This is a genomic window from Nocardioides sp. ChNu-153, assembly GCF_030466625.1.
In the GTDB taxonomy this organism is placed as follows: Bacteria; Actinomycetota; Actinomycetes; order Propionibacteriales; family Nocardioidaceae; genus Nocardioides.
Window position 1 is genome coordinate 618,656 of sequence record NZ_JADEVT010000001.1, and the last position, 11,521, is coordinate 630,176.

Consider the following 11,521-nt stretch of genomic DNA (forward strand, 5'->3'; position numbering starts at 1 on the left):
GGTGACGAGAGGCCGGTCTTCGGACTTCCGTCGTGCCCGCTCTCGAGCGGACCGGCGGTTACCGCAGCGGGCCCTGTGCCGGACTCCCACCGGCTTCCCAGATTCTCCCCACGCCCCCGGTTGTCTCCCGGGTGCGCCGACGGGGCACCTCACGTCCGCCGCCACCCTAGACCCGTGCGCCGACCCCGGCGTGGTCAGGGCCGACGACGCGTCCCGAGCCGCCCACCCGGTGCCGTGCGGCCCCCGCTAGCCTGCCGGTCGTGCCCGAGGAGCCGCTCCACATCGTCGTCGCCGCCGTCTGCCTGCGCGACGCGGAGGGTCGTCTGCTGAGCGTCCGCAAGCGCGGCACCCACGCCTTCATGCTGCCCGGCGGGAAGCTCGAGGCCGGGGAGACCCCCGCCCAGGCCGCGGCCCGCGAGGCGCGCGAGGAGGTCGGGGTCGAGGTGGCCGACCTGGCGCTGCTCGGGGAGTTCGTCTCGGCCGCGGCCAACGAGCCCGGCGCGGTCCTCACCTCGACGGTGTTCACCGCGACCGCCGCCACCGCCCCGGTGGTCGACGGCGAGATCGAGGAGCTGCGCTGGCTCGACCTGGCCGCACTACCCGACGACGTGCCGATCGCGCCGATGCTGCGCCACCACGCCGCCCCGGCGTTGCTCGCCCGCGACGCCGCGGGAGCCCGCCCGTGAGCGGCCCGGTGAGCGGCTCCGTGAGCGGCCCCGTGCGCGTCACCGTCGTCGGCATCGGCGCGGACGGCTGGCCGGGCGTGCCCGAGCGGCTGCGCGCCGTGGTCACGGGGGCGGAGGTCCTCCTGGGCGGCGAGCGCCACCTCGCGTTGGTGCCCGCCGTACCCGGTCAGGTGCGCGAGCCCTGGCCCTCCCCGCTCAGGGCGGGCCTGCCCGCCCTGCTGGAGCGGTACGCCGGCCGCGACGTCGTCGCGCTGGCCTCCGGCGACCCGTTCGTCTCGGGCATCGGCACGACGCTCGTCGACCTGCTCGGCCCCGACGCGGTGCTCGCCGAGCCGGCCGTGTCGTCGGTGGCGCTGGTCCGGGCCCGCCTCGGCTGGTCGGCGGAAGGCAGCGTCGTCGTCAGCGCCGTGGGGCGGGACGTGCGCCGGGTGCTGCGCGAGCTGGCGCCGGGGCGTCGCGTGATCGTGCTGTCCGCCGACGCCACCACCCCGGGCGACCTCGCCGCCCTCCTCGCGATGAGCGGGTGGGGCGCCGCCCGCCTGACGGTCCTCGGCGACCTCGGCGCGGCCGAGGAGTCGCGCCTGGCGGCGACGGCCGACGCCTGGGCCGCCGACCCGCCCGTGTTCGGCGACCTCACCGTGGTGGCCGTGGAGGCCCCCGCGATCGCGCCCGCCGACGCCCCCGTGACCTGGACGTCCGGCCTGCCCGACGAGGCGTTCGAGCACGACGGTCAGCTGACGAAGCGCGACCTGCGGGCCGCGGCGCTGGCCCGGCTCGCGCCGTACCCCGGTGCGCTGCTGTGGGACGTCGGCGCCGGTGCCGGCTCGGTCGGCGTCGAGTGGATGCGCGCCCACCCGGCCTGCCGGACGGTCGCCGTCGAGGCGGACGCCCAGCGCGCCGCGCGGGTACGGCGCAACGCGGGCCGCCTCGGCGTGCCCGACCTGCGCGTCGTCCACGGGAGCGCGCCGGACGCCCTGGCCGGGCTGCCGGCGCCGGACGCCGTCTTCGTCGGCGGCGGCGCCACCCGCGCCGGCGTGCTCGAGGCGTGCGTCGCCGCGCTGCGCCCTGGCGGGCGCCTGGTGGTGCACGGCGTCACCGTCGAGACGGAGGCGCTGCTGGCGCGCTGGCACGGCGAGCGCGGGGGAGAGCTGACGCGCCACGTGGTCGAGACCGCCACGCCCATCGGCTCGTTCCGCGGCTTCACCCCCGCCCGCGCCGTGACCCAGTGGGCGTGGACCGCACCTGCCGACCACCCCGCCGACGACCCCGAGGAGCCCGCGTGACCGTCCACTTCGTCGGTGCCGGCCCCGGCGCCGCGGACCTGCTGACCCTGCGCGCCGCGCGGATGCTGGGGGAGGCCGACGTGGTGCTCTACCCGGGCACCTACCTCGACGCCGCCGTGCTCGAGCACGCCCGGCCCGGCGCACGGCTGGTCGACACCCAGGACCTCGACCTCGACGCCATCACCGCCGAGCTCGTCGCGGCCGACCGCGCCGGCGGCGACGTGGTGCGGCTGACCTCGGGCGACCCGTCGCTCTACTCGGCGCTGTTCGAGCAGACGCGGCGCCTCGACGCGGCGGGCGTCACGTGGGACGTGACGCCCGGGGTGCCGGCGTACGCCGCCGCGGCGGCCCGCGTGGGCCGCGAGCTGACGGTGCCGCTCGTGGCGCAGTCGGTGGTGCTGACCCGCACCCAGGCGCGTTCGACCGCCATGCCGGAGGGCGAGTCGTTGGAGGCGTTCGCCGCCACCGGCGCCACGCTGGTGCTCCACCTCGCGATCACCCGCACCCGCGAGCTCGCCGCGGCCCTGGCCGCGTCGTACGGCGACGACTGCCCGGTGGCGGTCGTCTACCGCGCCTCGCAGCCGGGGGAGCAGGTGCTGACCGGCACGCTCGCGACCGTCGCCGACGCCGTGGAGGCGGCCGGGCTGCGCCAGGCCGCCGTCATCCTCGTGGGCCGGGCGCTCACGGGCGCCCGCCTCGAGGGGGCGGGGGAGTCCTACCTGTACGACGCCGCGCGTGACCGCTCGCTGAAGCGGACCGGGCCGGGCGCCTAGGGCACCGGGCCCGTCAGGTCGCGGCGAACCGGCGGCGGTACGCCGTCGGCGTGGTGGCGAAGGTGGCCGCGAAGTTCTGCCGGAGCGTCACCACGCTGCCGAAGCCGCAGGCCCGGGCGACGCGCTCGACGGGCCAGTCGGTCACCTCGAGGAGGCGCCGTGCCTCGTCGAGGCGCCGGCGCAGCACCCACCGGGCCGGCGTCGACCCCACCACCTGGCTGAAGCGGCGGATGAAGTTGCGCGTGCTCATGCCGGCGTGCGCCGCAAGGGCGTCGACACCCAGGTCGGCGCCGAGGTGCGCCAGCGCCCAGTGGAGCGTGGGCCACAGGTCGTCGGCTCCACCCGGCTCGGGCAGGGGCCGGTCGACGTACTGCGCCTGGTCGCCGTCGCGGTGGGGGGCGACCACCAGGTGCCGGGCGAGCGTGGTCGCCGCGGCGGAGCCCAGCGCGGTGCGCACGACGTGGAGGCAGGAGTCGAGGGCCGAGGCGGTGCCCGCGGACGTGAGGACGTCGCCGTGGTCGACGTAGAGGGCCGACTCGTCGACGGCGACCGCGGGCCGCCGGCGGGCCAGCTCCTGCGTCGCTCCCCAGTGCGTGACCGCCGAGCGACCGTCGAGCACCCCGCTCTCCACGACGGGGAACGCGCCGAGACACAGCCCCGCGATGCGGGTGCCGGCCGCGTGGGCGTCGCGCACCACGGCGCCGAGCGCGTCGTCGAGCCGGGGGAACGAGGCGGGCCACGAGGGGAAGACGAGGAGGTCGGCGCCGGTGGCCGCGTCCGGGCCCTGCAGGTCGTCCACGAGCAGGCCCTCGGCGGTGCGCACCGCGCCGCCGTCGTCGCTCCACACGGTCGTGCTCCACCCCTCGGCCAGCCCGAGCCGCGTGACCTCGCCGAAGACGAGCAGCGGCGAGGAGAGGTGGAACAGGGTCATGCCGGCGAAGGCGTGGACGGCGATCCTCATGGCGCGATCCCATCGTAAGTCGGCGTTCGTGCCACTCACGGTACTGCCCCGCTCCCGCGAGGGTGGGGCGGGAGGGGCCGCGAAGGGCCCCCGTGACCCGAGGAGAGACCGATGGAGAACCCCCGACGCGCCCTGGTCGTGGTCGACGTGCAGCAGGAGTACTTCGACGGCGTCCTGGAGATCCAGCACCCGCCGCGCGCCGAGTCCGTCGCGCAGGTGGCCCGCGCGATCGACACGGCCCACGCGCACGACCTGCCGGTCGTCGTGGTGCAGCACGAGCTGCCCGAGGGTGCCCCCGTCTTCGCCGTGGGCTCGCCGGGCTGGTCCCTCCACCCGGCGGTGGAGGAGCGCGCACGGCCCTCGTGGAGGCGGATCGCCAAGCACCGGGCGAGCGTCTTCGCCGGCAACGACCTCGCGGCGTGGCTCGCCGCGCGGGGCGTCGACACGATCGTGCTGGTCGGCTACATGACCAACAACTGCGTCCTCGGCTCGGCCGCGGCCGCCGAGGAGCTCGGTCTGGCCGTGGAGGTCCTGCGGGACGCGACCGGCGCCATCGACCTGGCCAACGAGGCGGGCACGGCGCCCGCGTGGCAGGTGCACGAGACGCTGATGGTGCTGCTGCACTCCAACTTCGCCGCCGTCGCGACCACCGACGCGTGGGTCGAGGCCGTCGCGGACGGCCGGTCGCTGCCCGGCAGCGACCTCGGCGCGTCGGCAGCGCAGGGCCGCGCGGCGGCGAGCGCCTGACCGGCCGCGCTCAGCCGCGCGCGGTGCGCACCACGGCCTCGCCGGCGGCGACGAGCGCGGCGGCGGTGCCGGCGGGGTCGCCGTCGAGGCTGCTCGCGACCATCGCACCGTCGCGCAGCATGAGGAGGGCGTGGGCGGCGCGCTCCGCGGCGGCGGCGCCGAGCCCCATCTCCGCGAGCAGCTCGCTGGCCTGGCGCAGCAGGAAGGTGCGGTGGGCGGCCACGACCGCGCGGGCCGGGTGGTCCTCCTGGGCGATCTCCGCGGCGGCGTTGAGGAACGCGCAGCCCCGGAAGCTCTCGGCGCAGCTCACCTCGGCGACGTGGTCGGCGTACCAGAGGAGCACCGCTGCGGGATCGTCGCTGCGGGCGGCACGCACGCGGGTGAGGGCCTGCTCCTCCTCGGCGGCGACCCGCTCGAGGTAGGCCACCACGAGGTCGTCCTTGGAGGCGAAGTGCCGGTAGAAGGTCACCTTCGAGATGCCGGCGTCCGCGATGAGCCGGTCGGCGCTGACGGCGCGGATGCCGTCGGCGTAGAAGCGGTGCGTCGCCGCCTCGAGGATCCGGGCACGCACGGCGGGGCCGCGCAGGGTCGGCGCCTCGGCGCGGGCGTCGCTGGTGGTGGGGCTCATGTCCGGTCCTTGCGTAGCGGTCTCCGACGTGTCAGTCTGATGTAGACGTACTAGTCACTCTACATGGCTTCCGGCCGCCGCGCCGGGGGTTCGACAAGGAGAAACGATGCCCACCTCCATCGCGTACACCGCCTCCGCCACCGCGACCGGCGACGGCCGCAACGGCCACGCCTCGACCTCCGACGGCCAGATCGACGTCGAGCTCGTCGTCCCGAAGGAGATGGGTGGCGCCGGCGGCGGCACCAACCCCGAGCAGCTCTTCGCGACGGGCTACGCGGCCTGCTTCCTCGGCGCGCTGAAGGCCGGCGCGAAGGAGCACGGCGTGAAGCTCGAGGACGTCTCCGTCACCGCCGAGGTCGGCATCGGCCCGCGGGAGGACACCGGCTTCGGCCTCGCGGTCAAGCTGTTCGTCGAGTTCGGCGGCGGCGTCTCGCAGGCCGACGCGGAGAAGGCGGTCGAGACCGGCCACCAGATCTGCCCCTACACCCACGCCACCAAGGGCAACGTCGACGTCGTCACCGAGATCGACGTCGCCTGAGGTCCCCCTCGCGGGTCCCCCCGCCCCGCGCGCCGCGCCCGCCGTACCGGCCCCCGTCCGGTACGGCGGGCGTCGTCGTCGGTGGTCGATGACAGATGTCACGCCCACCCGGTGACAGGCGGGTACGGCGCCGCACCCGCCGCCGCCGCGAGGCTGGGGACATGACCACCACCCGCACCGCCCCGCCGTCGCAAGGGGCCGCCGCGCAGCCGGCACCACCGGCCACGGCCGCCCCCGCTACCGTCGCTCTCGACGGCGTCACCAAGACCTTCCGTACCCCCGACGGCGAGGTCCGGGCCGTGCGCGGCATCGACCTGCGGGTCGCGCCGGGTGAGGTGGTCGCCTTCCTCGGCCCCAACGGCGCCGGCAAGACCACGACGCTCGACATGGTGCTCGGCCTCACCGAGCCCACGACCGGCGCCGTGCGCGTCCTCGGGCGCCACCCGCGCCACGCGGTGCGGGAGGGGCGCACGGCCGCCGTGCTGCAGACCGGCGGCCTGCTGCGCGACCTGACCGTGGGCGAGACCGTACGGCTCGTGGCCTCGACGTACCCCTCCCCGGTCGCGGTCGACGACGTGCTCGAGCGGACGGGGCTGACGCCCCTGGCCGGCCGGCTCGTGGCGAAGTGCTCCGGCGGGGAGCAGCAGCGGCTGCGGTTCGCGCTGGCGCTGCTGCCGGACCCCGAGCTGCTCGTGCTCGACGAGCCGACGGCGGGGATGGACGTGACGGCCCGTCGCGAGTTCTGGCGCACGATGCACGCCGAGGCCGCGCGGGGACGGACCGTCGTCTTCGCGACGCACTACCTGGAGGAGGCGGACGCGTTCGCCGACCGCATCGTCGTGGCCGCCGCCGGGCGCGTGGTCGCCGACGGCTCGACGGCCGACATCCGTTCGCGGGCCTCGGGGCGGACGGTGCGGGCGGACCTGCCGGTGCCGGGGCGCGAGGCGGCGCTCCGTGCGCTGCGCGCCCACCCCGGGGCCGCGGACGTCCGGGTGCAGGGTGACCGGGTGAGCGTCCGGGCGACCGACGCGGACGCCGTGGCGCGGACGCTGCTGGTCGACCTCGGGGGCCACGACCTCGAGATCGCGACGGGTTCGCTCGACGAGGCCTTCGTCGCCCTCACGTCCGGCACGGTGGGCGCGGAGGAGGTCCGGTGAACACGACGTACCTCGGGCTCGAGCTGCGCCGCTTCGCCCGCGACCGCGCGAACCTGTTCTTCGTCGCGGTGCTCCCCACCTTCCTCTTCGTGGTCTTCGGCTCCACGCAGGACCACGCGAGCACGTCCGTGGGCAACGGCAACGTCGCGCTCTACATGCTGGTCTCGATGGCGGCGTACGGCGCGGTGACGGCCACCGTCGGCGTGGGCGGCTCTGCGGCGGTCGAGCGCATGCAGGGGTGGGGTCGGCAGCTCGCCCTGACCCCCCTCCGGGACGGCTCCTTCGTCGCGGTCAAGGCCGCGCTCGCCGTGCTGGTGGCGCTCCTGCCCGTCACGCTCATCGCGCTGGTCGGGTGGATCGGCGGCGCGGAGGGCCCGGTCGTCGCGTGGGGCCTCAGCATGCTGGCGGTGGCGGCCGGGTCGACGGTCTTCGCGCTGTTCGGGCTGTGCGCGGCCCTCGCGTTCCGGACGGAGGCGGCCGTGTCCGCGGCCAGCGGTATGGTCGTCATCCTCGCTTTCCTCGGCAACCTGTTCGTGCCGCTGAGCGGCGTGCTGCTGGACATCGCGAGGTTCACCCCGCTCTACGGGTACGTGTCGCTCGCCCGCTACCCCGTCACGGAGGGCCGACTGATCTCGAACGACGGGCGCGACCTGGGCACCGAGGCGCTGTGGGTGCCGCTGCTGAACCTGGGTGTGTGGGCGCTGGTGCTGGGCGTCGTCGCGACGCTGCTGGTACGCCGCGGGCGCGGCCGCCAGTGACGGAGTCGGCCCCGGCCCGGGCCCCGGCCCCGGCCGACGGGGGCGCTGCGCCGGACCCCTGGGCGCGCTGGGCCTGGCTGATGCCGGCGGTCTGGCTGGTCTTCATGGTCTTCCCCGTCCTGGACCTCGTGGACACCCCGCGGCCGGCCGCGGAGCGGCTGGTCGGGGCGGTGGTGCTGGTGGCCTTCGTCGCCGTCTACCTCCACGGCTTCGTGCTCTCCGACCGCCCCGCGCTCGCGCGCCGGTGGCCGGCGTGGTGGCCCGTGGCCGGGGTCGGCGCGCTGGTGGTCCTCGGCGCCGCCGGGACAGCGCTGCAGGGCACGCCGGCGATGGGCCTGAGCATCTACACCGCGTCCTACGCACTGCTCCTGGCGCCGCTCCGGCTGGGGCTCGGGACGGTCGTCGTCCTGACGGGGGCCACGGCGGCGCTGACCACGACGGTGGACCGGTTCGACGGCGGCCTGTTCTTCGTGCCGATCATGCTGGCGACGGTGGTGACGTTGACGGCCGTGCGGGTCCTGGAGGAGCACCGGGAGGCCTCGCAGGGGGTCGCGGAGGAGCTGGCGCTCGTGGCGGAGCGCGAGCGGGTGGCCCGCGACGTGCACGACGTGCTCGGCCACAGCCTGACCGTCGTGGTCGCCAAGGCCGAGCTGGCCGAGCGGCTCGTGGACCTCGATCCCGCCCGGGCCCGCACCGAGCTCGCGGAGATCCGCTCGCTGAGCCGGGAGGCCCTCGGCGAGGTGCGGGCGACCGTGGCGGGGCTGCGCATCGCCCGTCTCGGTGACGAGCTGGCGGCCGCCCGGGCCGCCCTGGCCGCGGCCGGGGTCGAGGCCGACGTGCCGGACGACCCGTCCGTGGTGGACCCGCGCCGCCGCATCGTCGTCGCGTGGGTGCTGCGGGAGGCGATCACCAACGTCGTGCGCCACAGCGGCGCCCGGCGCTGCGCGGTGACGCTCGCGGACGACCGTCTCGTCGTCGCGGACGACGGCCGCGGCGGGCCGTACCCGCCGGGCAACGGCCTGCGCGGCATCGCCGAGCGCGTCCGCGCGGCCGGGGGAACCCTCGTGGTCGACGAGGCGCCCGGCGGCGGGACCCGGGTAGAGGTGGCGTGGACGTGACGATCCGGCTGCTGCTCGCGGACGACCAGGCGCTGGTGCGTGGCGCACTCGCCGCCCTGCTCGCCCTCGAGCCCGACCTCGAGGTCGTCGCGGAGGTGGGGCGCGCGGACGAGGTCGTCGACGCCGCACGGGCCGCCTCCGTCGACGTGTGCCTGCTCGACATCGAGATGCCCGGCGACGCCGCCGTCCCCGACGGGATCGCGGCCGCGGCCGCCCTGCGGGCCCACGTCCCCGGGGTGCGGTCGCTCGTGGTGACGACCTTCGGGCGTCCCGGCTACCTGCGCCGCGCCCTCGAGGCCGGCGCGTCGGGCTTCGTCGTCAAGGACACCCCGGCCTCCGAGCTGGCCGACGCGGTGCGCCGGGTCCACGCGGGGTTCCGGGTCGTCGATCCGCTGCTGGCGGGGGAGTCCCTCGCCGGAGGGTCGAACCCGCTGACGGACCGCGAGGTCGAGGTGCTGCGCGTCGCGCTCGACGGCGTACCCGTCGCCCGCATCGCCGAGCGCGTCCACCTGTCCCCGGGCACCGTGCGCAACTACCTGTCCTCGGCCATCGGCAAGACCGGCACGGCGACCCGCGTCGAGGCCGCCCGCGTCGCCCGCGACCGCGGCTGGATCTGAGGCGCCCGGGCCCCCGTCCGTGGTAGCAGCGCCGCGCCTTCCGCGGCGCTGCTACCACGAACCGTCGGCGACACGACCGGTACGGCGCGCCGCGGCGCCCTGCCTAGCGCGCGGGGTCCGCGTCGTCGGGTGCCGCGTCCACCAGGTGCACGTCGACGCCCTCGGCCCGGAACCCGTCGAGCAGGTCGGGTGCGGCGGCGGTGCTCGTCACGAGGTGGGTGAGGTCCGCGGCGTCGCCGAACCGGAAGGCCGAGGTGCGCGCGAGCTTCCCGGGGGCGGCGACCAGCACGCGCCGCGCCGCACCGGCCAGCACGGCGCGCTTGAGCCGCGCGTCGTCGTGGGTCGTCGACGTCAGTCCCTGGGCCGGCGAGGCGCTGCAGGCGCCGATGACGGCGACGTCGGCGCGGAAGTCGTGGACGGCCTCGACGGCCGACGCGCCGCCGAACGCGAGCGTGTCCGTCTCGACGACCCCGCCGGGCACCACGACCGTCGCGCCGGGCCGCGCTGCGAGGGCGGCGGCCGCGTGCAGGGACAGGGCGAGCGCCGTGACGGAGCGCCCGGCCAGCGCGTGAGCCACGGCCAGGCAGGTCGTGCCGTTGTCGACGACCACCGCGTCCTCGTCCGCCACGAGTCCCGCCGCCACCGCGGCGAGCGCCGACTTGAGCTCCTGGTCGGCCGCGGACCGGGTGGCGAACGGCATGGGCACGCCGCGCTGCCGCGCCCGTCGTACGCCGCCGTGGGTCCGCACCACGGCCCCGACGGCCGCCAGCTCGGCCAGGTCCCGGCGGATGGTGACCGCCGAGACGCCGGTCAGCTCGACCAAGGCTGCGATCGTGACGGCATCGCCGCCCGCCACGGCGTGGATGATCGTTTTGTGGCGTTTCGATTGTTGCACGTGATCAGTCAACCACCTACGGTCGCGCAGTGCCTGCCGCTCCCGCCCCCGCCGTCCCCACCGCGCGCCTCGGACGCGCGCGCCTGGGCGTCTCGCTCATGTTCTTCACCAACGGGGTGCTCTACAGCGCACTGCTGCCGCGCTACCCCGAGATCAAGCGGGCCCTCGACCTCTCGGACACCGCGTTCGGGCTGACGGTCGTCGCCTTCCCCGCGGGTGCGATCGCAGCAGCCGCGGCGGGCGCGCCGCTCATCCGCCGCTTCGGCGCGCCCCGGGTGACGGCCGTCGGCTCGGTGCTGCTGGCCGTCGCCATGGGGGTGGCCGGGGTCAGCGGGACCGTGGCGCTGCTCTTCGCGGCCCTCGTGCTCGGCGGTGTGCTCGACGCGGTCGTCGACGCCGCCCAGAACGTGCACGGCATCGCCGTCGAGCGGCTGGCCGGGAGGTCGATCATCAACTCGCTGCACGCGATCTGGAGCCTGGGCGCCGCCTCCGGCGGGGTGATCGGCGCCACCGCGGCCGCCGCCGACGTCGCGATCGGGCTGCAGATGGTCGTGAACGGCGTCGTGTGGGCAGCGGTCGCGCTGCTCGCGGCGCGCCTGGCGCGGCTGCCGCACGGCGCGCGGCCCGACGCGAGCGCAGCCACGGCCGCCGGCGGGCCCAGTGACCAGGCGGGCGGCCCCGTTGCCACGACGGACGGCGCGGAGCGGGCGCGCCCGGCTGCGCGGCGCACGGCGTACCGACTGCTCGTGCCCCTCGTGCTCCTCGCCGTCTGCGGCACGCTGCTGGAGGACGTGGCGAACAACTGGGTGGTGCTCCTCCTCGGCCGCGAGACCGCGGCGCCCGCGGTCGTCGCGGGGCTCGGCCTCACCGTCGTGCTCGTCAGCCAGTTCGTCGGCCGGCTGCTCGGCGACCCCATGACCGACCGCTGGGGCCGGGGCGCGGTCGCGCGGGCCGGGGGCCTGCTCGTCGCCGGTGGTCTCGTGCCGGTGGTGGCGGGCGCGTCGTACCCGTTCGTGCTCCTCGGGTTCGCCCTCGTGGGTTTCGGCAGCGCCACGCTCGTGCCGGCGGCCTTCGCGGCCGCCGACCGGGTGCCGGGGCTGCCGGTGGGGACGGGCGTGGCGCTGACGGGCTGGCTCATGCGGCTCGGCTTCCTGGCCACCTCGCCGCTCGTCGGCGTGCTGTCGGACGCGACGACCCTGCGCACCGCCATGGTCGTGCCCCTCGTCGCGGGCCTCGTCGCCGCCGTGCTCGCCGAGCGCACCCGCCGCCGCGACCGCGCGACCTGACCCGCTCGTGGTGGCAGCGCCACGTTTTCCGCGGCGCTGCTACCACGAACCGGCGCCACGAACCGGCCCGGAGA

Annotated in this window: 13 protein-coding genes and 1 riboswitch; of the genes, 10 read left to right on the forward strand and 3 right to left on the reverse strand. The window is 76.6% G+C overall.

Annotated features, from left to right (window positions below):
* Positions 1-2: 2 nt before the first annotated feature.
* A riboswitch (cobalamin riboswitch) is annotated at positions 3-152 on the reverse strand.
* 108 nt (positions 153-260) lie between these two features.
* The 3 genes from INN71_RS03155 to INN71_RS03165 are packed head-to-tail and all read left to right on the forward strand — an operon-like array spanning position 261 to position 2,742.
* A complete protein-coding gene (locus INN71_RS03155; RefSeq protein ID WP_301799507.1) occupies positions 261-686 on the forward strand; it encodes an NUDIX domain-containing protein in 426 nt (141 codons plus the stop codon).
* Positions 683-1,969 carry a precorrin-6y C5,15-methyltransferase (decarboxylating) subunit CbiE gene (gene cbiE, locus INN71_RS03160; protein ID WP_367619019.1) on the forward strand — a complete coding sequence of 429 codons (1,287 nt, stop codon included), beginning with the start codon at positions 683-685 and terminating at the stop codon, positions 1,967-1,969. The genes INN71_RS03155 and cbiE overlap by 4 nt, the downstream gene beginning before the upstream one ends.
* The gene (locus INN71_RS03165; RefSeq protein ID WP_301799509.1) at positions 1,966-2,742 is read left to right on the forward strand and encodes a cobalt-precorrin-4/precorrin-4 C(11)-methyltransferase; all 777 of its coding nucleotides are present in this window, start codon (positions 1,966-1,968) and stop codon (positions 2,740-2,742) included. The genes cbiE and INN71_RS03165 overlap by 4 nt, the downstream gene beginning before the upstream one ends.
* A gap of 13 nt (positions 2,743-2,755) precedes the next feature.
* Here the strand turns inward: INN71_RS03165 and INN71_RS03170 are convergent, their stop codons facing one another.
* Positions 2,756-3,703 (reverse strand): GlxA family transcriptional regulator, encoded by a 948-nt coding sequence (locus INN71_RS03170; protein ID WP_301799510.1) that lies wholly within the window; start codon positions 3,701-3,703, stop codon positions 2,756-2,758.
* A 111-nt stretch (positions 3,704-3,814) separates the two neighbouring features.
* On the opposite strand from INN71_RS03170, the gene INN71_RS03175 reads away from it, so the two are divergent.
* Positions 3,815-4,450, forward strand: coding sequence for an isochorismatase family protein (locus INN71_RS03175; RefSeq protein WP_301799511.1), 636 nt, complete (start codon positions 3,815-3,817; stop codon positions 4,448-4,450).
* Positions 4,451-4,460: 10 nt separating this feature from the next.
* Here the strand turns inward: INN71_RS03175 and INN71_RS03180 are convergent, their stop codons facing one another.
* Positions 4,461-5,078, reverse strand: coding sequence for a TetR/AcrR family transcriptional regulator (locus INN71_RS03180; protein ID WP_301799513.1), 618 nt, complete (start codon positions 5,076-5,078; stop codon positions 4,461-4,463).
* Positions 5,079-5,184: 106 nt separating this feature from the next.
* On the opposite strand from INN71_RS03180, the gene INN71_RS03185 reads away from it, so the two are divergent.
* The 5 genes from INN71_RS03185 to INN71_RS03205 all read left to right on the forward strand — a co-directional run bounded on the left by INN71_RS03185 (position 5,185) and on the right by INN71_RS03205 (position 9,266).
* On the forward strand, positions 5,185-5,616 hold the full coding sequence (locus INN71_RS03185) for an organic hydroperoxide resistance protein (RefSeq protein ID WP_301799515.1): 432 nt from the start codon (positions 5,185-5,187) through the stop codon (positions 5,614-5,616).
* Positions 5,617-5,777: 161 nt separating this feature from the next.
* Entirely contained in the window at positions 5,778-6,773 is a 996-nt protein-coding gene (locus INN71_RS03190) for an ABC transporter ATP-binding protein (RefSeq protein ID WP_301799516.1), read from the forward strand.
* Positions 6,770-7,531, forward strand: a complete 762-nt coding sequence (locus tag INN71_RS03195) for an ABC transporter permease (RefSeq protein ID WP_301799518.1) — start codon at positions 6,770-6,772, stop codon at positions 7,529-7,531. Before INN71_RS03190 ends, INN71_RS03195 begins: the two co-directional genes overlap by 4 nt.
* The gene (locus INN71_RS03200; RefSeq protein WP_301799519.1) at positions 7,528-8,649 is read left to right on the forward strand and encodes a sensor histidine kinase; all 1,122 of its coding nucleotides are present in this window, start codon (positions 7,528-7,530) and stop codon (positions 8,647-8,649) included. The genes INN71_RS03195 and INN71_RS03200 overlap by 4 nt, the downstream gene beginning before the upstream one ends.
* The gene (locus tag INN71_RS03205; RefSeq protein ID WP_301799521.1) at positions 8,640-9,266 is read left to right on the forward strand and encodes a response regulator; all 627 of its coding nucleotides are present in this window, start codon (positions 8,640-8,642) and stop codon (positions 9,264-9,266) included. The genes INN71_RS03200 and INN71_RS03205 overlap by 10 nt, the downstream gene beginning before the upstream one ends.
* 103 nt (positions 9,267-9,369) lie before the next feature.
* Here the strand turns inward: INN71_RS03205 and INN71_RS03210 are convergent, their stop codons facing one another.
* The gene (locus tag INN71_RS03210; RefSeq protein WP_301799523.1) at positions 9,370-10,161 is read right to left on the reverse strand and encodes a DeoR/GlpR family DNA-binding transcription regulator; all 792 of its coding nucleotides are present in this window, start codon (positions 10,159-10,161) and stop codon (positions 9,370-9,372) included.
* Positions 10,162-10,190: 29 nt separating this feature from the next.
* On the opposite strand from INN71_RS03210, the gene INN71_RS03215 reads away from it, so the two are divergent.
* Complete coding sequence (locus INN71_RS03215; RefSeq protein ID WP_301799525.1) at positions 10,191-11,447, forward strand: MFS transporter; 1,257 nt, start codon at positions 10,191-10,193, stop codon at positions 11,445-11,447.
* Positions 11,448-11,521: the final 74 nt, after the last annotated feature.